The organism is Streptomyces xingningensis (assembly GCF_054957865.1).
The window spans coordinates 80,080-104,047 of the sequence record NZ_JBDJPF010000014.1; the positions used below are offsets into that span (position 1 = coordinate 80,080).

Annotated in this window: 20 protein-coding genes; 13 read left to right on the top strand and 7 right to left on the bottom strand. The window is 71.4% G+C overall.

What is annotated here, in order from left to right:
* Positions 1-141: 141 nt before the first annotated feature.
* Positions 142-1,587 carry a sodium:solute symporter family protein gene (locus ABCR83_RS10435; RefSeq protein WP_462694603.1) on the bottom strand — a complete coding sequence of 482 codons (1,446 nt, stop codon included), beginning with the start codon at positions 1,585-1,587 and terminating at the stop codon, positions 142-144.
* A gap of 135 nt (positions 1,588-1,722) precedes the next feature.
* On the opposite strand from ABCR83_RS10435, the gene ABCR83_RS10440 reads away from it, so the two are divergent.
* A complete protein-coding gene (locus ABCR83_RS10440) occupies positions 1,723-3,180 on the top strand; it encodes a PucR family transcriptional regulator (protein WP_462694604.1) in 1,458 nt (485 codons plus the stop codon).
* A 60-nt stretch (positions 3,181-3,240) separates the two neighbouring features.
* Here the strand turns inward: ABCR83_RS10440 and ABCR83_RS10445 are convergent, their stop codons facing one another.
* Positions 3,241-4,620: an aspartate aminotransferase family protein gene (locus ABCR83_RS10445; protein WP_462694605.1), complete on the bottom strand. Its 1,380-nt coding sequence runs from the start codon at positions 4,618-4,620 to the stop codon at positions 3,241-3,243.
* Complete coding sequence (locus ABCR83_RS10450) at positions 4,605-5,108, bottom strand: Lrp/AsnC family transcriptional regulator (protein WP_462694606.1); 504 nt, start codon at positions 5,106-5,108, stop codon at positions 4,605-4,607. Before ABCR83_RS10450 ends, ABCR83_RS10445 begins: the two co-directional genes overlap by 16 nt.
* Before the next feature lie 166 nt (positions 5,109-5,274).
* On the opposite strand from ABCR83_RS10450, the gene ABCR83_RS10455 reads away from it, so the two are divergent.
* From ABCR83_RS10455 to ABCR83_RS10465, 3 genes are all read left to right on the top strand, one after another.
* Complete coding sequence (locus ABCR83_RS10455; protein WP_462694607.1) at positions 5,275-6,729, top strand: gamma-aminobutyraldehyde dehydrogenase; 1,455 nt, start codon at positions 5,275-5,277, stop codon at positions 6,727-6,729.
* A 104-nt stretch (positions 6,730-6,833) separates the two neighbouring features.
* Positions 6,834-7,430 carry a Uma2 family endonuclease gene (locus ABCR83_RS10460; protein WP_462694608.1) on the top strand — a complete coding sequence of 199 codons (597 nt, stop codon included), beginning with the start codon at positions 6,834-6,836 and terminating at the stop codon, positions 7,428-7,430.
* 107 nt (positions 7,431-7,537) lie between these two features.
* On the top strand, positions 7,538-8,725 hold the full coding sequence (locus tag ABCR83_RS10465; RefSeq protein WP_462694609.1) for a polyamine ABC transporter substrate-binding protein: 1,188 nt from the start codon (positions 7,538-7,540) through the stop codon (positions 8,723-8,725).
* A 9-nt stretch (positions 8,726-8,734) separates the two neighbouring features.
* Here ABCR83_RS10465 and ABCR83_RS10470 read toward each other — a convergent pair whose 3' ends face one another.
* Entirely contained in the window at positions 8,735-9,457 is a 723-nt protein-coding gene (locus ABCR83_RS10470; RefSeq protein ID WP_462694610.1) for a glycerophosphodiester phosphodiesterase, read from the bottom strand.
* Positions 9,458-9,480: 23 nt separating this feature from the next.
* Positions 9,481-10,509: an adenosine deaminase gene (locus tag ABCR83_RS10475; RefSeq protein WP_462694611.1), complete on the bottom strand. Its 1,029-nt coding sequence runs from the start codon at positions 10,507-10,509 to the stop codon at positions 9,481-9,483.
* Positions 10,510-10,637: 128 nt separating this feature from the next.
* Here ABCR83_RS10475 and ABCR83_RS10480 point away from each other — a divergent pair, with 128 nt between their 5' ends.
* From ABCR83_RS10480 to ABCR83_RS10510, 7 genes are all read left to right on the top strand, one after another.
* The gene (locus tag ABCR83_RS10480) at positions 10,638-11,351 is read left to right on the top strand and encodes a DUF4190 domain-containing protein (protein ID WP_462694612.1); all 714 of its coding nucleotides are present in this window, start codon (positions 10,638-10,640) and stop codon (positions 11,349-11,351) included.
* A 93-nt stretch (positions 11,352-11,444) separates the two neighbouring features.
* Positions 11,445-11,870 carry a DUF4190 domain-containing protein gene (locus tag ABCR83_RS10485; protein ID WP_462694613.1) on the top strand — a complete coding sequence of 142 codons (426 nt, stop codon included), beginning with the start codon at positions 11,445-11,447 and terminating at the stop codon, positions 11,868-11,870.
* Between the two features lie 266 nt (positions 11,871-12,136).
* Positions 12,137-13,312, top strand: a complete 1,176-nt coding sequence (locus tag ABCR83_RS10490; RefSeq protein WP_462694614.1) for an ABC transporter ATP-binding protein — start codon at positions 12,137-12,139, stop codon at positions 13,310-13,312.
* Positions 13,309-14,223: an ABC transporter permease gene (locus ABCR83_RS10495; protein ID WP_462694615.1), complete on the top strand. Its 915-nt coding sequence runs from the start codon at positions 13,309-13,311 to the stop codon at positions 14,221-14,223. The genes ABCR83_RS10490 and ABCR83_RS10495 overlap by 4 nt, the downstream gene beginning before the upstream one ends.
* Positions 14,223-15,008 carry an ABC transporter permease gene (locus ABCR83_RS10500; RefSeq protein WP_462694616.1) on the top strand — a complete coding sequence of 262 codons (786 nt, stop codon included), beginning with the start codon at positions 14,223-14,225 and terminating at the stop codon, positions 15,006-15,008. The genes ABCR83_RS10495 and ABCR83_RS10500 overlap by 1 nt, the downstream gene beginning before the upstream one ends.
* Positions 15,009-15,012: 4 nt before the next feature.
* Positions 15,013-16,455 (top strand): NAD(P)/FAD-dependent oxidoreductase, encoded by a 1,443-nt coding sequence (locus ABCR83_RS10505; protein WP_462694617.1) that lies wholly within the window; start codon positions 15,013-15,015, stop codon positions 16,453-16,455.
* A gap of 96 nt (positions 16,456-16,551) precedes the next feature.
* Positions 16,552-17,010 carry a hypothetical protein gene (locus tag ABCR83_RS10510; protein ID WP_462694618.1) on the top strand — a complete coding sequence of 153 codons (459 nt, stop codon included), beginning with the start codon at positions 16,552-16,554 and terminating at the stop codon, positions 17,008-17,010.
* On the opposite strand, the gene ABCR83_RS10515 is transcribed toward ABCR83_RS10510, so the two are convergent.
* Both ABCR83_RS10515 and gabT read right to left on the bottom strand, forming a co-directional pair.
* Positions 16,940-17,812 (bottom strand): phosphatase PAP2 family protein, encoded by an 873-nt coding sequence (locus ABCR83_RS10515; protein WP_462694619.1) that lies wholly within the window; start codon positions 17,810-17,812, stop codon positions 16,940-16,942. The genes ABCR83_RS10510 and ABCR83_RS10515 overlap by 71 nt on opposite strands.
* 169 nt (positions 17,813-17,981) lie before the next feature.
* Positions 17,982-19,331, bottom strand: coding sequence for a 4-aminobutyrate--2-oxoglutarate transaminase (gene gabT, locus ABCR83_RS10520; RefSeq protein WP_462694620.1), 1,350 nt, complete (start codon positions 19,329-19,331; stop codon positions 17,982-17,984).
* Positions 19,332-19,600: 269 nt separating this feature from the next.
* Here gabT and ABCR83_RS10525 point away from each other — a divergent pair, with 269 nt between their 5' ends.
* The gene (locus tag ABCR83_RS10525) at positions 19,601-22,174 is read left to right on the top strand and encodes an ATP/GTP-binding protein (protein WP_462694621.1); all 2,574 of its coding nucleotides are present in this window, start codon (positions 19,601-19,603) and stop codon (positions 22,172-22,174) included.
* Positions 22,175-22,265: 91 nt separating this feature from the next.
* The gene (locus ABCR83_RS10530; protein ID WP_462694622.1) at positions 22,266-23,921 is read left to right on the top strand and encodes a PucR family transcriptional regulator; all 1,656 of its coding nucleotides are present in this window, start codon (positions 22,266-22,268) and stop codon (positions 23,919-23,921) included.
* Positions 23,922-23,968: the final 47 nt, after the last annotated feature.

Below are 23,968 nucleotides of genomic sequence, written 5' to 3' on the forward strand. Positions count from 1 at the left end.
CGTTGGGTTGGGCGGTGCCCCGGGCACCGAGCGCTCCGCCGGAAGTGCGGTTCGGTCGCTGCGGGCCGTCCATGGCTGGTCGCGCAGTTCCCCGCGCCCCTTACGGGGCCGCGATACCGCACCGGACTTCGGCGAGCCCGCTCAGGCGCCGGACGGGCTGAGGCGGGTGTCCTCGCCGGCCAGGCGGCGCTGCCAGGTGGCCAGCACCACCGCGTCGGTCGGCCTGGTGGCCAGGCTGACGACGACATACGCCACCAGCGACGCCAACAGCCCGTACAGAATCGGCTCGTTGGCCAGCACACCGAGCCAGCTCATCAGGGCGACCACCGTGACACCCCCCGCACCGACCGCGGCAAGGGCACCGGAACCCGTCCCGCGCCGCCACAGCAACCCGCCGACCACCGGCACCAACAGCCCCCCGACCAGCAGGTCGTACGCCACGGTCAGCGCCTCGACCACGCTGTTCAGCGAGATCGCTATGCCGACCACGGCCACGCCCATCAGGACGATGAAGATGCGGTTGCCGTGGATCTCGTCGCGTTCCGCGCGCTGTGTGCGGCCCCGCACCCGTGCCCAGATGTCGTTGTTGGCCACCGTCGCGCAGGCGATCAGGGCCCCGGAGGAGGTCGACATCACGGCCGACAGCGCGGCCGCCAGCACCAGTCCCTTCACCCCCACCGGCAGTGCGTCCCGCACGATCGTCGCGAAGGCGTCGTCCGGGCTGCCCAGGTCGGGGTAGAGCACCCGGGCCGCGGTGCCGATGACCGCGCCGCCGAGCGCGTAGAGCAGGCAGTACGTACCGGCCGCCGTGCCGCCGAACCGGGCCACCTTGTCGTCGCGCGCGGTGAAGACGCGCTGCCAGATGTCCTGGCCGATGAGCATGCCGAAGGAGTAGATCAGCACATAGGTGAAGACCGTCTGGCCGCCGATGCTCATGGGGGAGAAGAACCCGCCCGGCAGCTCCGCCTTCATCTTGGCGAAGCCGCCCGCTTTGACCACCGCGACCGGCAGCAGGATCAGCAGCACGCCGATCGTCTTGACCACGAACTGCACCATGTCGGTGAGCGTGATCGACCACATGCCGCCGAGCGTCGAGTAGCAGACCACGATGGCCCCGCCCAGGATGATGGAGACCACCCGGTCCAGGCCGAAGACGACGTCGAAGACCGTGGCGTAGGCGATGGTGGAGGTGACCGCCAGCATCAGGGTGTAGGCCCACATCACCACGCCGGAGATCAGCCCGGCGGAGCCGCCGTAGCGCAGATCGAGCATCTGGCTGACCGTGTACACCTTCAGCCGGGTGATCCGGGCGGAGAAGAAGACGCTCAGCGCCAGCAGTCCCAGGCCGATGGTGAAGACCATCCAGGCGCCGGACAGGCCGTGCTGGTAACCCAGGCCCACCCCGCCGATGGTGGAGGCGCCGCCCAGCACGATCGCGGCCATGGTGCCGGAGTACAGGCCGGGGCCCAGCCGGCGGCCCGCGACCAGGAATTCGCCCGCGGTGGTGGAGCGGCGCATGCCCCACCAGCCCATGGCGAGCATGCCCGCGAGATAGAGGACGATCACCGCGTAGTCGACAAAGGACATGGCGCTCCTCAGGCCGAGGGTGGGGGTCCGATGGGGTTGCCGTGACCCTAGGTGTCCCGTGAAGCGTTCGTGAAGTGTACGTTTCCTCCATCTGTCGGTCATGTGACAGACAAATCATCCATTGGGGGATGTGAGATGCGCGAGATCCTTCCGCCCGTCGATCCGGTCCCGCTGTCCGTGCTCCTCGACCATCCGGACCTCGGGCTGCGGCAGCTCGCGGGACCCCGCGCGGACATCGGCGTCTATGCCGTGCACACCAGCGAGATGGCCGATCCGGTGCCCTATCTGCTCGGCGGCGAGCTGCTGTTGAGCGCGGGCGTCGGGGCCCCGGAGCGGGACGACGAGGCCTACTGGGAGCGCTATGCCGCCCGTACCGTCCAGGCGGGCGCGGCGGCGCTCGGCTTCGGGGTGGCGCCGGTGTACGAAGCCGTCCCGGCCGCGCTGCCGGCGGCCTGCGAACGGCACGGTCTGCGGCTGATCGAGGTGCCGGAGGGGACGCCCTTCACCGCCGTCGCCCGTGCCATGTGGCAGGCCGCCGCGGAGGCCCGCCACCGCTCCCTGCGCCGGCTCGCCGAGGCCCAGCAGGCGCTGGCCACCGCCGCGGCCCGGCCGCGTCCGGTGCCCGCCGTCCTGGAGCGGCTGGCCGCACAGCTCGGCGGCTGGGTGGTGCTCCACGCCCCGGACGGCACCGAGTCCCGGGCGGTGGGCCCGCGGCCGCCCGAGCCGATGCGCGAGGCCCTGGCGGAGCTGGCCGCCCGGGTGCGGGGCGGGCCGGCGTCGGCGGTGCGGGTCACGGACGGGCTGAGCCTGTGCGCCTACCGGCTCGGCGGCGAGGAGCCACTGGTCCTCGGGGTGTGCGTGCCGCGCCGCGACGCGGCGGACGACGCGATCGCGGGCGTCGCCGTGGTCCTGCTGACCCTGCTCACCGCCGCCCGCCCGGCCTCGGGCGCCACGGAGCGCTCGACGGCGCTGGTGCGCCTGCTGCTGGGTGCCCAACCGCAGGACGTGACCGGGCTGTTGGCGGATGCGCCGCTGTGGACCGTGGTGCACGGGCGGCGCAAGGGGCGCCGCCCGCCCGGTGACCCGCTCGCGGAGGGCGCCCTGGCGGCCGGGCTGGGCAGCTCGCTGATCGACCTCGAGGGGGACGAGCTGCGGGCGCTGGTCCCGGGCGGAGAGGAGCTGCGGGCGCAGCCCGGCTGGACCCTGGGGGCCGGTGCGCCGGTCCCCGCGGCGGAGCTGGCGCGCGGCGCGGCGGAGGCGGCCAGGGCGCTGCGGCGGGCGCTCGCCGAGCGGGTGCCGCTGGTGCGGCACCGGGCGGACGGCGGGGAGGGGCTGGCGTCGCTGGTGGACGAGGCCGGGGCGCGGGCGCTGGCCCGGCGCCGGCTGGCGCCGCTGCAGGGGCAGTCGGCGCTGCTGGAGACCGTGCGTGCCTGGCTTTCCCTGCACGGCAGTTGGGACCGTACGGCGGTGGCGCTGGGCGTGCACCGCAATACGGTCCGGCAGCGCATCGCGCGGGCCGAGGCGCTGCTGGGCGTGGACCTGGGCGATACCGATGTGCGGATGGAGCTGTGGTTTGCCCTCAAGTGGCGGTGAAACGGCCGTGGTCCACCCGGGGGCGGGTGGAGCACGGCCGTTTCTCCGGGGGGTGGCGGCTCAGATCTTCGTCCAGGCCTCGGTGAGCACGCCGCGGACGATCTGCTCGATCTCGTCGAAGGTGGACCGGTCGGAGATCAGCGGCGGGGCGAGCTGGATGACCGGGTCGCCGCGGTCGTCGGCCCGGCAGTAGAGCCCGTTCTCGAAGAGCTTCTTGGAGACGAAGCCATAGAGCAGCCGCTCGCACTCCTCGGGGGTGAAGGACTCCTTGGTGGCCTTGTCCTTGACCAGCTCGATGCCGTAGAAGAAGCCGTTGCCGCGCACATCTCCGACGATCGGCAGGTCGTTGAGCCCGGAGAGGGTGCCGAGGAACGCGGACTCGTTGTCGAGCACATGCTGGTTGAGGCCCTCGCGCTCGAAGAGGTCGAGGTTGGCCAGCGCCACCGCCGCCGACACCGGATGGCCGCCGAAGGTGTAGCCGTGCAGGAAGGTGTTGCCGCCCTTGAAGAACGGCTCGGCGATCCGGTCCGAGACGACCGCGGCACCGATCGGGGAGTAGCCGGAGGTCATGCCCTTGGCACAGGTGATGATGTCCGGGATGTAGTCGAACTTGTCACAGGCGAACATGGTGCCGAGCCGGCCGAAGGCACAGATGACCTCGTCCGAGACCAGCAGCACATCGTAGGTGTCGCAGATCTCGCGCACGCGCCGGAAGTATCCGGGCGGCGGCGGGAAGCAGCCGCCCGCGTTCTGCACGGGCTCCAGGAAGACGGCGGCCACGGTGTCCGGGCCCTCGAAGAGGATCTGCTGCTCGATCTGGTCGGCGGCCCAGCGGCCGAACGCCTCCGGGTCGTCCCCGAAGACGGGCGCCCGGTAGGCGTTGGTGTTGGGCACCTTGTGGGCGCCGGGGACCAGGGGCTCGAACGGGGCCTTGAGGGCGGGGAGTCCGGTGATGGACAGGGCGCCCTGCGGGGTGCCGTGATAGGCGAGCGCCCGCGAAATGACCTTGTACTTGCCGTGGTTGCCGGTGAGCTTGTGGTACTGCTTCGCCAGCTTCCACGCGGTCTCCACGGCCTCGCCGCCACCGGTGGTGAAAAAGACCTTGTTGAGGTCGCCGGGCGCGTAGTGGGCCAGCCGCTCGGCCAGTTCGACGGCCTTGGGGTGGGCGTAGCTCCACACCGGGAAGAAGGCCAGTTCCTGCGCCTGTTTGTGGGCCGCCTCGGCCAGCTCGGCCCGGCCGTGCCCGGCCTGGACCACGAACAGCCCGGCCAGGCCGTCGAGGTAGCGCTTGCCCCGGTCGTCGAATATGTACGTGCCCTCGCCGCGCACAATGGTGGGCACGGGCGCGTTCTCGTACGACGACATCCGGGTGAAGTGCATCCACAGGTGGTCGTACGCGGTCTGGGAGTGGTCCTTGCTCACGGCTATCGGGTTCCCCATGTATAAGTCTGCTTGCGGAGCTTGAGGTAGACGAAGCTCTCGGTGGAGCGCACCCCCGGCAGGGTCCGGATGCGCTTGTTGATGGTGTCGAGCAGGTGGTCGTCGTCCTCACAGACGATCTCGATGAGGAGATCGAACGAGCCGGCGGTCACCACCACGTACTCCACCTCGTCCATCGCGGTCAGGGCGTCGGCGACCGGGTCGAGGTCGCCCTCGACATTGATGCCGACCATCGCCTGCCGCCGCAGACCCACGGTGAGCGGGTCGGTGACGGCGACGATCTGCATCACGCCCTGGTCGAGCAGCTTCTGCACGCGCTGTCGGACGGCTGCCTCGGACAGCCCGACGGCCTTGCCGATCGCCGCGTACGGACGGCGTCCGTCCTCCTGGAGCTGCTCGATGATCGCCAGGGAGACGGCGTCGATCGCAGCTGCGCCGGCGGCGCCCTTCGGGTCTGTGTTACGAGTGGCCACGAGCCCACTGTGCATGAGGAGTACGACCGATGGCAAGCCTTAGGCTGACGCATTTCGTTGCTGAACGGCGAAAATTTCACTGATTCCGTTGTTACCCGGCGGTGGGTATATCGAAAGCGTCGATCTCCTGGCTAGGCTGGGCGTCTCACACACCGGACATCTCACAGGAGAGGTGCATACCGTGACCACCGAGCTGCGCCGCTTGCGCAACTACATCGACGGAGAGTTCCGGGACGCCGCCGACGGGCGGACCACCGAGGTGGTCAATCCGGCGACGGGCGAGGCCTATGCCACCGCCCCGCTGTCCGGTGCCGCCGACGTCGACGCCGCCATGGCGGCGGCCCGGACCGCCTTCCCCTACTGGCGCGACCTGGTGCCGGCCGAGCGGCAGAAAGTCCTGCTGAAGATCGCCGACGCCTTCGAGGCGCGGGCCGAGGAGCTGATCGCCGCCGAGTCGGAGAACACCGGCAAGCCGCTCGGGCTCACCCGCACCGAAGAGGTCCCGCCGATGGTGGACCAGGTCCGCTTCTTCGCGGGTGCCGCCCGGATGCTCGAGGGCCGCTCGGCGGGCGAGTACATGGACGGCATGACCTCCATCGTCCGCCGCGAGCCGGTCGGCGTCTGCGCGCAGGTGGCGCCGTGGAACTACCCGATGATGATGGCGGTGTGGAAGTTCGCCCCGGCGCTGGCCGCGGGCAACACCGTCGTCCTCAAGCCGTCCGACACCACCCCCGCGTCCACCGTCCTGATCGCCGAGATCATCGGCGGGGTGCTGGCCGAACTGGGCCACCCGCAGGGCGTGTTCAACGTCATCTGCGGCGACCGTGACACCGGCCGCCTGATGGTCGAGCACCAGGTGCCCGCCATGGTCTCCGTCACCGGTTCGGTACGCGCCGGCACCCAGGTGGCCGCCTCCGCGGCCGACGGCCTCAAGCGCGTCCATCTGGAGCTCGGCGGCAAGGCCCCGGTCGTCGTCTTCGAGGACGCCGACATCGCCAAGGCGGTCGAGGGGATCTCCGTCGCCGGCTACTTCAACGCGGGCCAGGACTGTACGGCCGCGACCCGGGTGCTGGTGCACAAGTCGATCCACGACGAGTTTGTGACCGCCCTCGCCAAGGCCGCCGCCGACACCAGGACCGGCCGGCCGGACGACGAGGACGTGCTGTACGGGCCGCTGAACAACGCCAACCAGCTGCAGCAGGTCACCGGCTTCATCGAGCGGCTGCCCGCGCACGCCAGGGTCGAGGCCGGCGGCCACCGGGTCGGCGAGAAGGGCTACTTCTACGCCCCGACCGTCGTCTCCGGCCTCCGCCAGGACGACGAGATCATCCAGCGCGAGGTCTTCGGCCCGGTCATCACCGTCCAGTCCTTCGCGGACGAGGACCAGGCCGTCGGCTACGCCAACGGCGTGGAGTACGCGCTGGCCTCCTCGGTATGGACCAAGGACCACGCCCGCGCCATGCGGATGTCCAAGAAGCTGGACTTCGGCTGTGTGTGGATCAACACCCACATCCCGATCGTCGCCGAGATGCCGCACGGCGGCTTCAAGAAGTCGGGGTACGGCAAGGACCTGTCGGCGTACGGGTTCGAGGACTACACACGGATCAAGCATGTGATGACCTCGCTGGGTGACTGACGTCATAGCGGGTGGCGCGGGTCCTGGGAGTGTCCCGGGGCCCGCGCTTATCGTTGAGCCGTGCGGCTGCGCGTACGTACGCGCGGGAGGGGAGGAGCGGCACGATGACCGTCGTACTGACCGACAGGATCGAGATGGCCGACAGCGATCACAGTGACCAGTCCGAGCTTGACAGGCTGTTCGAGGTGCTGGAGCGGATCACCCCCGAGGGCTTCAAGGCCGAAATCGTCGAGGGGGCCATCTTCATGACACCGCAGCGCACGACGCACTACGACATCATCCGGGCGGTCACGCGGCAGTTGGAGAAACACCTGGGCGAAGACATCCGAACCACCTCGGATGTGCGTATCGACTTCCCTGGTCATGAGAACGGTTTCTGCCCTGATCTGGCGAAGATGGTCGAAGGCGCGGAACGCGATGATGAGGGCCAGTGGTTGTGCCGTGATGTCGAGTTCATCATGGAGGTCATCTCCCGTGGGACAGCACGCAACGACTACGGCGAGAAGAAGCGGGCGTACGCCGAAGCCGGAGTCGGCATCTACCTGATCGTCGATCCCTACAAGCGGCAGTGCCACGTCTTCACCGACCCCAAGGATGACGAGTACCGCAGTTCACGCAAACTCGACTTCGGCGAACCGGTCGACCTCACCGACACGGTCCTCGGGCTCACCCTCTCCACGGAGAAATTCCCCCACGACTGACACCGCCCGATATCATCGACCGCCCCGGCAACGCGTCGGGCATCGCGGCCCTCTTTCGGACACCCCGTACCTTGTCCCGGAAGATCAGCCCCCGCCATCCTGCCGGAATGCGAGAGAAGCCCGTGACGTCCCTGCCCCGCCGGTCTCTGCTGCGCGCGCTGGGCGCGAGCGCCGGGGTGGCCGCACTGGCCGGGTGCGGAGTTCCGGCCGCGTATATCGCCCCCGGTGACCGTGCTGCGAAGGATCGTTCCGCCGCCGACCGGCGGCTGGTCTTCGCCAACTGGCCGCTCTACATCGACGTTGACGAGCACCATGCCCAACGTCGGCCCACGCTCGACGACTTCCAGAAGCAGAGCGGCATCTCGGTGAAGTACACCGAGGAGATCAACGACAACGACGAGTTCTTCGGGAAGATCAGCCCCGCCCTGATGAACCACCAGGACACCGGCCGGGACCTCATCGTGGTCAGCGACTGGATGTGCTCGCGCTATGTCCGCCTCGGCTGGGTCCAGAAGATGGACCGGTCCAAGCAGCCCCATGTCGACCGCAATCTCGATCCGCTGCTGCGCAAGCCCTCCTTCGACCCCGGCCGGTTGCACAGCGTGCCCTGGCAGTCCGGCATCACCGGCATCGCCTACCACCGCAAGAAGCTCGGCCGCGAGATCCGGCACACCTCGGACCTCTGGAAGTCCGACCTGCGTGGCAGGGTCACCCTGCTGGCCGGGCTGGACGAGGCGTTCGCCCTGCTGATGCAGGGCAATGGCGCGGACGTCACCCGCTGGACCGCCGACGACTTCCACAGGATGACCGACCAGCTGCGCCGCCTGGTGGCGCGGCGGCATATCCGCCGCTTCACCGGCAACGACTACATCAAGGAGCTGTCCTCCGGGGACGTGCTGGCCTGCCAGGCCTACTCCGGCGACATCATCCAGCTGCAGGCCGACAATCCGGACATCGAGTTCGTGGTCCCGGAGGAGGGCGCGGAGCTGTGGGCCGAGAGCCTGATGATCCCGGATCTGGCCCGGCACAAGCGCAATGCCGAGCAGCTCGTCGACCACTACTACCGACCCGAGGTCGCGGCCCGGCTCGCCGCCTCGGTCAACTATGTCTGCCCGGTGCCCGCGGCGCGCGAGGTGCTGGCCTCGTCCAAGGACAAGGAGCTGGCCGGGCTGGCGGAGAATCCCCTGGTCTTCCCCAGTGACGAGATGCGCAGGCGGCTGGTGACCGCGCGGGACATGACGGCCCGGGAGCGGCCCGGCTTCGAGAAGGAGTGGAACGAGATCGTCGGGCTATGAGGGGCGTTCTCACCGGCTCGCGGACAGCAGGGCGCACAGCGTGCCCACCCGGTTGGTGGTGATCGAGTCGACGCCCGCGCACAGCAGCCGCCGCATGGAGCGCCGGGTGTCCGCCGTCCATGCGGACACCCGCAGCCCGTCCGCGTGATGGTGGGCGACCAGCTCCGGAGTCACCAGGCCGAAGCGGTAGTTGAGCCAGTGCGGGCGTACCGCGGCGAGCAGCGCCGGGCGGGGCGGGGCCAGGGTGGTCCAGGTGAGCGCGATCTCGGCGTCCGGATCGGCCCGGCGGACCTCGAGCATCGAGGGCGCGGCCCCGCAGTAGTAGACCTGCTCGGTGGCGCCGGCGGAGTGCACCGCGGCGACCGCCGCGGCCGCGGCGGAGGGGTCCGGCAGGTCGATGAACAGCCGCCCGGGGCCTCCCCCGGCTACCGCCGGGGGGACCCCCACGGCGAGCGCTTCCCGCAGGGTGGGCACTCCGCCGCCGGTCGCCCGGGCGACCTCCTCGGCCGGGAGCGCGGCGAGCGGACGGTCGACTCCCCACAGCCGCGCCAGCGTTGCGTCGTGCAACAGCACGGGCACGCCGTCGCGGGTGAGCCGGACATCGATCTCCACCGCGCCCGCCCCGGCCCGCCAGGCCGAGCGGATCGAGGGCAGGGTGTTCTCCCGGTGGGCATAGGGGTCGCCACGGTGGGCGACGGCGGTGCAGTGCTTTCCCGCAGTGAGCGCGCGCATGGGGCCATTGTGGCGGGTGCGGATCAGGGGCGGGCCTGCCAGTTGGCGGTGTAGGCGTCGATCTCGGCGGTCAGCGCCGCTTTGCCCGGCGCGTCCAGGAAGGAGGCCGCCACGGCGTTCTTGGCGAGGTCGGCGACGCCCCGTGCGTCCAGGCCGAGCAGCCGGGCCGCGACCGCGTACTCGGTGTTGAGGTCGGTGCCGAACATGGGCGGGTCGTCGCTGTTGATGGTGACCAGCACTCCCGCGGCGACCATCTCTTTGACCGGGTGCTTCTCGATGTCCGCCACGGCCCGGGTGGCCAGGTTGGAGGTCGGGCAGACCTCCAGCGGGATGCGCCGCTCGGCCAGGTGGGCCAGCAGCTCGGGGTCCTGCGCGGCGCTGGTGCCATGGCCGATGCGCTCGGCGCGCAGGTCGGTCAGGGCATCCCAGATCGTCTGCGGGCCGGTGGTCTCCCCGGCGTGCGGGACGCTGTGCAGCCCGGCGGCGATGGCCCGGTCGAAGTAGGGCTTGAACTGCGGCCGGGGAACCCCGATTTCGGGTCCGCCGAGCCCGAACGAGATCAGCCCCTCCGGCCCCAGGTCACAGGCGATCCGGGCGGTCTCCTCGGCGGCCGCCAGCCCCGCCTCGCCGGGGATGTCGAAGCACCAGCGCAGCTCCACGCCCAGCTCGGTGGCGGCCCCCTTGCGGGCGTCCTCGATGGCCTCGACGAAGGCCGCGTCCGGGATGCCGCGCTTGGTCGAGCTGTAGGGGGTGACGGTCAGTTCGGCGTAGCGGATGTTCTGCCGGGCCATGTCGCGCGCGACCTCATAGGTCAGCAGCCGGACGTCCTCGGCGTCCCGGATGAGGTCGACCACGGAGAGATAGACCTCGACGAAGTGGGCAAAGTCGCGGAAGGTGAAGAAGTCCGCCAGCGCCTCGGGGTCGGTGGGCACCGGGGAGTCGGGGTGCCGGGCGGCCAGCTCGGCGACGATGCGCGGCGAGGCGGACCCGACATGGTGGACATGCAGTTCCGCCTTGGGGAGTCCGGCGATGAACGGGTCGAGGGCGGACAAGCGGGCCTCCAGGGGTTGTTTGATCGATGCGACGGATCGGGCGGAGCCAGTCCCGATCATCGTATGTACGGTAGGGCCGGCGCCAGGGGCGAGGCTTTAGCATGGCGGCAGAGTCGAGGGAGAGTGTCATGTCCGACCCGGAGAACGCGCAGTCGGAGCCGCAGGCCCGCGATCCCTGGGCTCCGCCGGAGCGGCGGGTGTCGCTCGGCAAGCCCGATCCCCGGCCGCAGCCGGCGCCGCCCGCCCAGACCCCGGCGATGCCGGTCCACCAGGCGTATCGGCTGCCGACCGCTCCCGTGCCGCCGGGCGCCGCACAGCCGCCGGGCGGTGTGCCTCCCGTGCCCCCGGCACCGACCGGCCCCGGCACCCCGAGCGCCTACCAGGGCGACCCCTATGGCGGCGGGCCCGGTTTCCCGCCGCCGCTCTATCCGCAGGGCCCGTATGGCTATCCGGGCGGCCCCTATGGCCCGGGCGGCTGGCAGGCACCCGCCGCGCCCAACAACGGCTTTGGCATAGCCGCCCTGGTGCTGGGCATAGTGGGCCTCGTCCTGTCGTGGACGATGCTGTTCGGCGTGGTGCTGGGCGTGCTGGCGATCGTCTTCGGCGCGATAGGGCGGGGCAAGGGGACCAAGGGCGAGGCCACCAACCGCGGGCAGGCGCTCGCCGGACTGATCCTCGGCGGGGTGGCGGTCGTCGCCTCGGTACTGATGTTCATCGCGGTCGTCCACTATCACGACCATGGCACCGACGATCCGCAGAACGACGACCCCGACGCCACCTACGGGGCCTATCTGCCGGCGCCGCCCGGACCCGCGCCGCTGGTCTTCGACGCCAGGCACTGACGCGCCGCCACCACTGACAGCAGAACTTGGCGGTGCGAGCCGGGACTTCCCCATACCATTGCCCGTCGCATATCCAATGGAGGGGAACAGGCTTTGTCCGACTACAACCAGAATCCTTATGGTTCGCCCCCGCCGCCGCAGCAGCCGCCTTCGGCGGGCTATGGCTACCCGGGCCCCAACAGCCCGTACCAGGGCGGCTATCCAGCGGCACCGCCGGTGCAGCCCTACCCCGTCGGCCCCTACGGGATGGGCGCGCAGCCCCGCAACGGCCTGGGCACCGCAGGCATGGTCTGCGGGATCATCGGCGCGGTGTTCAGCTGGATCTATTTCCTGGCATTCCTCACGATCGTTCTCGGGATTCTCGGGATCATCTTCGGGGGCGTCGGCCGGGCGAGGGTGACGAGGGGAGAAGCGACCAACCGGGGTGCGGCGACCGCGGGCATCGTGCTCGGGATCGTGGCACTGGCCCTTCCGATCCTGTTGATCATTCTGGTTGCGAGCGCGGTGACTTCCCTCTGACATCGACTCTCTGACATCGGCGATTTGACGGCCACAAGGTTACCGATTCCGTCGCGGAGTGAATACTCGGCGACGGAATCTCTTGTTGTGGGCTGCTCCCTCTGCCAAGATCGGCGATCACATCCCGTTGGAGCAACACCCGCCCCAGGGCGGCGCGGTCGGCGGAGGAGTGTGCGATGAGACGCCGGAACAGCCCGTACGCGGCCACTCGCGGCCATATGCCACTGTTGTGTGCTCCACACCCCCACACCTCTGGATCCACACCCATGACAGAACCCGCCCCGAGCGGCAGCGGTACCAGTGGTACCGATGTACGCCTGACCGGGATCGGCAAGCGCTATGGCACCTTCACCGCGGTCCATCCGCTCGACCTCACCGTCCCCGCGGGATCCTTCTTCGCCCTGCTCGGGGCCTCCGGCTGCGGCAAGACCACCACCCTGCGCATGATCGCCGGACTGGAGACCCCCAGCACCGGCACCGTCGAGCTGGGCGGCACCGACGTCACCGCGCTGCCCCCGTACAAGCGGCCGGTCAACACCGTCTTCCAGAGCTATGCGCTCTTCCCGCACCTGGACATCCACGAGAACGTCGCCTTCGGCCTGCGCCGCCGCGGCATCAAGTCCGTCAAGAAGCAGGTCGGCGAGATGCTCGACCTCGTCCAGCTCGGCGACTTCGCCCGCCGCAAGCCCCATGAGCTCTCCGGCGGACAGCAACAGCGCGTCGCCGTCGCCCGCGCGCTCATCAACCACCCGCGGGTGCTGCTCCTGGACGAGCCGCTCGGCGCCCTGGACCTCAAGCTCCGCCGCCGGATGCAACTGGAGCTCAAGCGCATCCAGACCGAGGTGGGCATCACCTTCATCCACGTCACCCACGACCAGGAAGAGGCCATGACGATGGCCGACACGGTCGCCGTGATGAACGCCGGCCGGGTCGAGCAACTCGGCGCCCCCGCCGACCTCTACGAGACCCCGCGCACCACCTTCGCCGCCAACTTCCTGGGCACCTCCAACCTCATCGCCGCCGACGTCCTCGAAGCCTCCGGAGACACCATCGTGCTGCGCGCCGCCGACACCACACTCACTCTCCCGGCCGCCCGGTGTACCGCCACCGCCCGCGCCGGCGGCCGGCTCCTGGCCGGCATACGCCCCGAGAAGATCACCCTCACCCACGCCGAGGACGCGGACACCATCCCCGAGGGCCGCAACCGCGTCCACGGCCGGATAGCCGACGCCGGCTTCACCGGCGTCTCCACCCAGTACCTGGTCGACAGCCCGGTGGCCGCCGGGCTCTCCGTCTACCGGCAGAACATCGAGCGCGACTCCCGCCTGGTCCCCGGCGCCGAGGTCGTTCTGCACTGGAACCCGGGCCATGGCTTCGGACTGGACGCCGCCCAGCGCATCGAGGACGGCACGGACGTCGGCCCGGGACGGGGCCCCTCATGACGACCGTCACCGACGCGCCCCCCTCGGCGGCCCCCTCGGCAACTGTCCGGCGCAGGCGGCTGGTCCCCTACTGGCTGCTGCTCCCCGGCATCCTCTGGCTGCTGGTCTTCTTCGCCGCGCCCCTGGTCTACCAGGCGTCCACCTCGGTGCAGACCGGATCGCTCGAGGAGGGCTTCCGGATCACCTGGCACTTCGCCACCTACTGGGACGCCCTGACCCAGTACTACCCGCAGTTCCTGCGCTCGGTGGGCTACGCCGCCATCGCCACGGTGCTCTGCCTGCTGCTGGGCTACCCGCTCGCCTACCTGATCGCCGTCAAGTCCGGCCGCTGGCGCCACCTGTTGATGATCCTGGTCATCGCGCCGTTCTTCACCAGCTTCCTGATCCGCACCCTCGCCTGGAAGACGATCCTCTCCGACGGCGGCCCGGTGGTCTCCGCACTGGACTCGTTGCACATCCTCGGCCTCACCGACGCCCTGGGCATCACCGAGGGCCACCGGCTGCTGGCCACCCCGCTCGCCGTCGTCTGCGGCCTCACCTACAACTTCCTGCCCTTTATGATCCTGCCGCTCTACACCTCGCTCGAACGCATCGACGGCAGGCTCCACGAGGCGGCCGGCGACCTCTACGCCCGGCCGCTGACCACCTTCCGCAAGGTGACCTTCCCGCTGTCCATGCCGGGGGTGGTGGCCGGCACGCTGCTCACCTTCATCCCCGCCACCGGCGACTACATCAACGCCGAACTGCTCGGCTCCCCGGACCAGAAGATGATCGGCAACGTCATCCAGTCCCAGTTCCTGCGCGTCCTGGACTACCCCACCGCCGCCGCCCTGTCCTTCCTGCTGATGGCCGCCATCCTGGCCATGGTCACCGTCCACATCCGCAAGTCCGGGACGGAGGAGCTCGTCTGATGCGCCGACTCCGACGCAAGCTGGTGGTGATCGCGGGCCTGCTGACGCTGGGCTATCTGCTGCTCCCCAACGTCATCGTGACCGTCTTCTCCTTCAACAAGCCCAACGGCCGCTTCAACTACGAGTGGCAGCGCTTCTCCACCGATGCCTGGACCCACCCCTGCGACGTCGCCGACCTGTGCGGCTCGCTCTCGCTCAGCCTGCGGATCGCCTTCTTCGCCACCCTCGGCGCCACCGTGCTGGGCACCCTGATCGCCTTCGCCCTCGCCCGCCACCGCTTCCGGGCCCGTTCCCCGGTCAGCACTCTGATCTTCCTCCCGATGGCCATGCCCGAAGTCGTGATGGCCGCCTCGCTGGCGACGCTCTTCCTCAACATGGGCGTCAGCTTCGGCTTCTGGACCATCCTGGTCGCCCACATCACCTTCTGCCTGAGCTTTGTGGTCACCGCCGTCAAGGCCCGGGTGATGAGCATGGACCCCCGGCTGGAACAGGCCGCCCAGGACCTCTACGCCACCCCGCTGCAGACCTTCCTGCGGGTGACGCTCCCCATCGCCGCCCCCGGCATCGCCGCGGGAGCGCTGCTGTCCTTCGCGCTCTCCTTCGACGACTTCATCATCACCAACTTCAACGCCGGCTCCACTGTGACCTTCCCCATGTTCGTATGGGGAGCGGCACAACGGGGCACACCCGTTCAAATCAATGTCATGGGAACCGCGATGTTCGCCATCGCCGTGCTGTGCGTGCTCGTCGGCCAGCTGGCCGGACGGAGACGAAGAAGGAGCTGAGACCATGGCCGCCGGTGCCATGCGTTCTGTTTCCGGGGGGCACCCCCGGACCACCCCTGTCCAAGCACTGTCCGACACCCACCTGCGCCCCTACTGGCTCGACGACCCCGCCCGGCCCGAGGCCCGTCCCGCCCTCGTCGGCGACGAGCACTGCGATCTGCTGGTCGTCGGCGGCGGCTACTCCGGCCTGTGGACCGCGCTCAACGCCAAGGAACGCGACCCCGGCCGCGATGTCGTCCTCATCGAGAGCGAGGAATGCGGCTGGGCCGCCTCCGGCCGCAACGGCGGCTTCTGCGCCGCCTCCCTCACCCATGGCCTCGGCAACGGCCTGGCCCGCTGGCCCGGTGAACTCCCCCTCCTGGAGAAGCTCGGCCTGCGCAACCTCGACGGCATCGAGGCCGCCCTCGCCCGCCATGGCATCGACTGCGACTTCGAACGCACCGGTGAGATCGACATTGCCACCGCGCCGCACCAGGCCGAGGAACTGCGCGAGACCGCCGAGGAGCTCGCCGCCCTCGGCTTCGCCGGCCATGAGCTCCTGGACCGCGACGCCCTGCGTGCCGAGGTCGACTCCCCGACCTTCCTGGCCGGCCTGTGGAACCGCGAGGGCGTGGCCATGCTGCACCCCGCCAAGCTCGTCTGGGGCCTGCGCCGGGCCTGCCTCGAGGCGGGCGTGCGCATCTACGAGCACACCCCCGGCACCGAACTCTCCTCCCGCGGCACCGGCATCGCCGTCCGCACCCCCTACGGCCGGGTCTTCGCCCGGCACGCCGCACTGGGCACCAACGCCTTTCCCTCACTGGTCAAGCGGCTGCGCCCGTATATTGCGCCGGTCTACGACCATGCGCTGACGACCGAGCCGCTCAGCGACGAGCAGCTGGCGGCCATCGGCTGGCGGCGACGGCAGGGGCTCAGCGACAGCGCCAACCACTTCCACTACTTCCGGCTCACGGCCGACCGGCGCATCCTGTGGGGCGGTTACGACATCGTCTACCACTACGGCGGCGAGGTCCGGGCCGAGTACGACCATCACCCGGCCACCTACCAGAAGCTCGCCGAGCACTTCTTCCGCTGCTTCCCGCAGCTCGAGGGCGTGCGCTTCTCCCATGCCTGGGGCGGCGCCATCGACACCTGCTCCCGCTTCTCGGCCTTCTTCGGCACGGCGCACGGCGGCCGGGTCGCCTATGCCCTCGGCTACACCGGCCTCGGCGTCGGCGCCTCCCGCTTCGGCGCGGAGGTGATGCTCGACCTGCTCGCCGGGGAACGCACCGAGCGCACCGAGCTGGAGATGGTCCGCAGCAAGCCCCTGCCCTTCCCGCCCGAACCGGTGCGGTCGGTGGGCATCGGCCTCACCCAGTGGTCGATGACCCGCGCCGACGAGAACGGCGGCCGCCGCAACCTCTGGCTCAAGGCCATGGACAAGGTCGGCCTCGGCTTTGACAGCTGACGGTCCGGCGGTCCGGCAAAGCCGCGTCATGATGCGCGTCCCACCGCCTCTTCATCCGTGCACGCAACAGCGGCGGACACGGACGGAGGAACGGTCATGGGTCACGGCATGGGGCCGAGGAGCGCGGTGGAGTGGCTGGCATCGGCCGCGCCCGACCCCGGAGCGTGCCGGTGGGAGTGGGAGCGCGGCCCGCTGGGGGTGACGCTGCTGCCGGCCGGCCGGGTGTGGGACGTCCTCTTCCTGCCCGGTGGGCTCGGCCATGCCACGCTGGGCGTGCTGACCCGGCTCACCGGCCGGCCCGGCCCCGTACTCACGGACGCCCAGGGCGCCAGGACGGCCTTCCTGGTGCCCCCGGGCACTGCCGTCCACTGGGTGGCCACCGGGGTACGGGCCGCCGGTCACGGCACCTGGCTCGCGGTTCCCCATCCGGGGCGGGCCGTCGTCGGGCTCCGCTGGCTGGTGGCGCCCGACGGCTCCGGGACGCTCACCGATCCGGCGCTGCTGGAGCAGGCGATGCACCAGGCCGCCGCGTTCCCGGACCGGGAGCGGGGCTGAGCACCCGGGCCAGGCACCACAACACCACGGCGGCCAGACACCAGGCACCGAGCACATCCAACGGCCAGTGGTAGCCGCGCCGGACGAGCCCGATGCCGACGCCCGCGTTGAGCAGGACACAGCCGAGCGTCACCGGCAGCCGGGGCCGGGGGAGCAGCAACAGCAACACCGCACCGTAGGCGACCGCCGCCGTGGCGGCATGGCCGGACGGGAAGAAGCCGTCATGCGGGCCGGCCCCCATGGCGGGCGGGCCGGGGCGGGCGATCCACGCCTTGAGCGGGACGATCAGCGCGGGCACCAGCGCCATGGCGAGCGCGGCGGCCACCGGGCGCAGCCGGTGGCCCGGTGCCCGGGGGCGGAGCATGGCCCACAGCACGGCGGCGGCCAGCACCGGCAGTGCCACCGCCGCATTGCCGAGGTCGGCGAGGAACCCGGCGACGGGGGAGGGGACGGCCGAGCCCGCGACCGTCCGGCCCAGCCGCTCGTCCAGGGTGCGCAGTGGACCGTGCGCGGCCACCTGCCAGGCGATCAGGGCGAACAACGCGGCGCACAGCGCGGGGAGGGCGGCGGCCCGGAGGCGGGCGGTCGGCGACCCCGGAACAGGGGGGGTGGTTCCGGGGCCGCCGTGCTGACCGGTGTGCCGCGCGCCCCGGGGGGTATGGGGCGGGCGGCCGTCCGATCGGTGAGGATGCCCGGAGCACAGGGCTCCGATGGTGTGCACAAAGGCACGACCGGGCCGGCGCTGGGGACCGACCGGCTCGGGGCTGCCCGCGGTTCCCTGCGGGCCGGGTGTTGCGCTCATCCGAAAAAACCGTACGGCAGTGCGGACGTTGCCGATAGCCGGATCACCCCTCCACCACCCGCCCCGCACAGGTTCTTCACGCACGCATGGGCGATCGCGGCCGGTCGTGATCCCCGTCGGCCGGATACCACCGGCCGGCGTCCACCGTCCGACGCCCACCGCCCGCCGCTCAGACGCGGGCCAGGGCGGCCTCGATGATGTCCAGGCCCTCGTTGAGCAGGTCCTCGCCGATGACCAGCGGAGGCAGGAAGCGCAACACATTGCCGTAGGTACCGCAGGTGAGCACCAGCAGCCCCTCGGCATGGCAGGCCTTGGCGAGCGCCCCGGCGGCGGCCGGGCTGGGGGTCTTGGTACCGGGCTCCACCAGTTCGATCGCGATCATCGCGCCCCGGCCGCGGATGTCGCCAATGATGTCCGACTTCTCCTGCATCGCGGTCAAACGGCCCTTCATGACCTCCTCGATGCGCCTGGCCTTGGCGTTGAGATCCAGCTCGCGCATGGTCTCGATCGAGCCGAGCGCCGCCGCACAGGCCACCGGATTGCCGCCATAGGTGCCGCCGAGGCCGCCCGGGTGCGCCGCGTCCATGATCTCCGCGCGGCCGGTGACGGCGGCGAGCGGCAGACCGCCCGCGATGCCCTTGGCCGTGGTGATCAGGTCCGGGACGATGCCCTCGTCCTCGCAGGCGAACCACTGCCCGGTGCGGCAGAAGCCGGACTGGATCTCGTCCGCGACGAAGACGATGCCGCTGTCCTTGGCGAACTGTGCGATGCGCGGCAGGAAGCCCTTGGCGGGCTCGATGAAGCCGCCCTCGCCCAGCACCGGCTCGATGATGATCGCCGCGACGTTGTCCGCCCCGACCTGCTTGGTGATCATGTCGATGGCCTGGGCCGCGGCCTCCTCCGCGCAGTTCTCCGGGCCGGTGGGCCAGCGATAGCCATAGGCCACCGGCACCCGGTAGACCTCGGGGGCGAACGGCCCGAAGCCGTGCTTGTACGGCATGTTCTTGGCGGTGAGCGCCATCGTCAGGTTGGTCCGGCCGTGGTAGCCGTGGTCGAAGACCACGACCGCCTGCCGTCCGGTGTGGGCGCGGGCGATCTTCACCGCGTTCTCCACCGCCTCCGCACCCGAGTTGAACAGCGCCGACTTCTTGGCGTGATCGCCCGGGGTCAGCTCGGCGAGCTGCTCACAGACCTCCACATAGCCCTCGTACGGGGTCACCATGAAACAGGTGTGGGTGAAGTCGGCGAGCTGCGCGGCCGCCCGGCGCACCACGGCCTCCGCGCTGGAGCCCACCGAGGTCACCGCGATGCCCGAGCCGAAGTCGATCAGCGAGTTGCCGTCCACGTCCTCGATCACACCGCCGCCCGCGCGCACGGTGAACACCGGCAGCACCGAGCCCACGCCACCGGCCACGGTGGCGGTGCGGCGAGCCTGGAGCTCCAGCGACTTGGGGCCGGGGATCGCGGTGACGACGCGGCGCTCCTGGGGGAGGGACGGGCCTCCGGTCAGTTCGGTCATGAGGGGCTCCAGGGGGTGCGGGGTCGGGCGGGGGGTTGTTTTGGTCGCAGGCTAGGGGCGCGGGCCGGGCCCGGGCATGTTCCGTTCGGGAGAAGTGCGCGCGTCGCCTTGTCCGTACCGGACATAGCCGAGCCGTGGATGCCCGGCGTGATGGCCTGCCGCGATCGTTCTTCGTGCGAGCCGGGGACGCTGAACTCCCGCTGTGAAGACACTAGATTGAGGCGCGGAGCGAAGCACGCGGACCTTCTGGTCGGGGCGAGGAGCGGCGGATGGACACCGAGGGCACGTACGGGGCGCGGGGTGCGGCGGGTATGCCGGATGCGCAGGACGTGCCGGGCGCGCCGGATGTGCCGCGCCCCCGGGCCGTGCCGGTGCACCCGGTCATGGGGGCGGTGGAGGCGCCGGGGCCCACCGATGCCGGTCCCGGCCAGGCGGTGGCCGAAGGCCCACCGCCGCCCTTCGTGGCCTGGCTGCGCGCCTCGCGCACCATGTCCCGGCCGGGCATCTGGGCCTACGAACACCGGCCCAGGCCGCCGGAGGAGCCGGGGCGGGTTCCTGGGCGGCAGTTGGTGAGTGGGGCGGTTATTGCGTTTTTGTGCGGGTGGCTGTTCTGGTCGTTGCTGTCCAATGGGTTCCTTGGGCCGTATTGGACCTGGCCTTTGCGGGCGATGATTCCCGACTCGTGGGACAAGGACAGCGAGGAGTACATCATTGCGTCGTATGTGTACTTCGTTCTTGTTCTGAGCGTGCTGGCTGCGCTCTTCGGCCGGATCGGCAGGTGGCCCGAGCTCTGGCGTCGATATCTCGGGCCTGCCGGGCGTTGGTTCGTGAGTCGATTGCTAGAACCGGTTAAGCGTGCCTCCGCGCCAGTTCAGCAGGCTTTCGTGAGTCAATACCCCCGATTCTTCACCCCCGTAGTCCCGCAACAGATTCCAGCACCGCAGCTCATCGCTCGCGCTGTGCTCACCTTCGTCGGCGTCTTGGTGGTAACGCCTCTACTTCTGAGTGGAACCCTCGGCAAGGTCTGGGTATGGCCACTGCTCCAACTCACCCCCGAGTCCTGGCGGGAGTCGGCTACATCATGGCTCTATGCCTCGTACACCTACTACATCCTCTTCACCCTCGCCCTCCTGGCCCTGGCCCGCCGCCTGGGCCACTGGCGCGAACTCCTCCGCCGCTACGGCGGAACCGACACCGGCACAGCCGGCCAAAACCATCAGCGCCCCACCCCCAACTCCCCGGACCCCGCCCCCTCCACCCCCCAGGAGGACCCCGCCCAGTGGCCCCACCTCCGCACTCTGGGCGCCCACGACGCGGCCGACCGCCTCGCCGCGGACGCCTGGGCGGGGCTGATGAACGATGTCGACCACGCCCGCATCGAGCGCGCCTGGCAGTCCGTACGGGCCCAGCCCGCCCGGCTGGCCGCCTTCACCGACACCGTGCTGCGGCACGGGGCCGCCGCCTGTGCCCACCCGTCCGGCGCCCGCGATCTGCCCGTCCGCTCGGCCCGCCATGACCTGGTCACCTCCCAGGTCCGTATCGGCACCGCCGCCGACGAGGAGCGCAACCCCTATGCGCACCGCGGCGTCGGCTGTGCCCTCGACCCGGCGCTGCTCGGCACCTCGGTGCTCGCGGTCGGACCTCCGGGGTGCGGCAAGACGGACCGGCTGGTGCGGCCCGTGCTGGAGTCGCTGTGCCTGCAGGCGCTCGCCGGGCGGGCGGCGGTGGTCGCGGTCGGGGCGGCGGGGGCGGGGCTCGCGCCCGACGAGGCCTTCGACGTGGTGGTCAAGATCGGACGGCCGGACTCGGCGTACGACCTCGACCTGTACGGCGGCACCGACGACCCCGACGAGGCCGCGGCCATCCTCGCCGAGGGCCTGGTCGGTGATGTGACCGCCACCCTCCCCGGCGGCGACGGCCGCCGGGCCGCGACCGCGCTGGCCCAGCTCCTCGGCCCCTACCACGCGGCCCATGGCCGCTTCCCCGGCGTGCCCGAACTCCGGGAGCTGCTCGACGGCTCGGCCGCCGCCCTCGGCACACTGCGCGCAGCGCTCGAGGCCGCCGGGCAGGACGCCCACCTCCGCGAACTCGACGCCCGGGAACGGCAGTCACAGCGCCCCGGCGATCCCGGGCCGCTGCTCGCCGACCGGCTCGCGCTCCTCGACCGGCCCGCCTTCGCGCGCTTCTTCAGCACCACCGACCCGGGCCGCACCTTCTCCCTCCGCACCCTCGAGCACCCGCTGCGGGTCCGGATCGACCTGCCCGAGCGCGGCCACGCCGAGGCGTCCCGGCTGCTGGCACGGCTGGTCCTGGCGCAGTTCACGGAGTGCGTGGCCGGCCGGGCCGACCGTTCGCTGTTCGCCTGCCTGGTGCTGGACGACGCCACCCACACCATCACCCCCGACGCCGTACGCGGCCTCGGCCGGCTGCGCTCCGCCAATGCCGGCGCCGTGCTGGTGCTCCGTACGCTCGATGACGTACCCGAAACTCTGCGCACCCCCTTGCTCGGCTCGGTCGGCTGCCGAATGGCGTTCTCCGGGGTGACCACCTGGGACGGTGCCCGTTTCGCGGAGGTGTGGGGCAAGGAGTGGGTCGAGACCCGCGTTGTCACCGACCGGCAGATCATCGCCCATGAGCCGTTCACCCGCGCCCTGCACATCGTGCGCCAGCTGGTGACCGGCCGGGCGGCCACCGCCCAGTCGGTGACGGTCCGCAGGGTGGAGCGGGAGCGCTGGTCCGCCTCGGAGCTGGCGCACGGGGTGCCGGCCGGGCACGCGGTGCTGTCCGTGACCTCGGTGCGGGAGGGGAGCGCACCGCCGGTCCTGATCGACCTCCTCAAGTGATCGCCCGCCGGTCGCCCCGGTGAGGGACAATCGGTCACAGCCGTTCACCCGGGACGGCGCCGTCACCGCCGATGCCCCGCCCGAAGGTGCCATGCCCCCGACGCTCGCCTCGCTCGTCCACCACTCCGCGCTCAAGCTCACCGTGCTCGCGGGCGGGGACCGGCTGGACACCCCGGTCCGCTGGGCCCACGTCAGCGAGCTGGCCGACCCCGGCCCCTGGCTGGACGGCGGCGAGCTGCTGCTGATCACCGCGCTGAAGATCGACGCGGCGGATCCCGGGGAGATGCGGGCCTATGTGCGCAGGCTGGCGCGGGCCGGGGTGGTCGGGCTCGGCTTCGCCGTCGGCGTCAACTACGAACAGGTGCCCACCGCGCTCGTCCGGGCCGCCGAGGCGGAAGGGCTGCCGCTGCTGGAGGTGCCCCGGCGCACCCCGTTCATCGCCATCAGCAAGGCCGTCTCGGCGGCCATCGCCGCCGACCAGTACCGCGCGGTGACGGCGGGGTTCGAGGCCCAGCGCGAGCTGACCCGGGCCGCGCTCGGCGCGGACGGGCCCGTGGCCCTGCTCGCCCGGCTCGCCGCGCACCTCGGCGGCTGGACCGCGCTCTACGACGCCTCCGGCGCGGTGGTCGCCGCCGCGCCCGACTGGGCCGCCCGCCGCGCCGCCCGCCTGGGCGCCGATGTCGAACGGCTGCGGGCCCGGCCCGCCCCCGCGAGCGCGGTCGTCGGCCCCGCGGAGGAGGGCGCCGACCGCGTCGAGCTGCAGTCCCTGGGCTCGGGCCGCCGGTCCCGGGGGGTGCTCGCCGTCGGCACCGGTGCGCCACTGGGCACCGCCGAGCGCTATGCCGTGCACTCGGCGATCGCGCTGCTCACCCTGACGACCGAGCGGTCCCGCGCCCTGCAGGACGCGGAGCAGCGGCTGGGGACGGCGGTGCTGCGGATGCTGCTGGCCGGTGAGCCGGACCATGCGCGGGCGGTGGCCGGGGAGTTGTACGGCTCGCTGCTCGACGCGCCCTGCCGGCTGCTCCTCGCGGAGGCCCTGCCGGCCGCCGCCGAGCAGGAGGCCGGGGACCCGCTCGCCGCGCTGGCCGACACCGTGGAGACCGCCGCCGGCCGGGCCGCCGAGCCGGTGCTGATCGTCCCGGACGGTGCCCGGCTGGTCGTCCTCGCCGCCGACGGCGGCGCGGCCGTCGCGGCGTGCGCGGCCCTCGCCGAGACCCCGGGCGAGGACGGGCCGGAGCTGGCGCTGGGCCTGTCCGCCCCGGCCGGTCCCGCCGCCGCGGCGAGCGCCTACCGCCAGGCCGAGCAGGCCCTTTCGGTGGCCCGCCGCCGTGGCCGGATGCTGGTCGAGCACGAGGAGGTGGCCGCCGGTTCGGTGCTGCCGCTGCTCGCCGACGATGCGGTGCGGGCCTTCGCGGACGGGCTGCTGCGAGCACTCCACGAGCACGACGCGACCGGGCGCGGCGACCTGGTCGCCTCGCTGCGGGCCTGGCTCTCGCGCCATGGCCAGTGGGACGCGGCCGCCGCGGACCTCGGCGTGCACCGGCACACGCTGCGCTACCGGATGCGCCGGGTCGAGGAGATCCTCGGCCGGTCGCTGGACGACCCGGACGTCCGCATGGAGCTGTGGCTGGCCCTCAAGGCCAGTGGCCAGGCCGGTGGTCAGGGCGCGTCTCATGGGTCGGCACAGGCCACGCCACGCCCGGCAGCGCGCCGCCCGGCCCGCACCGACCCACCAAGCGCGCCCTGACTCCCGCCCCACCCCGCCGCATTGGCACCCTGCACCACCACACTGCT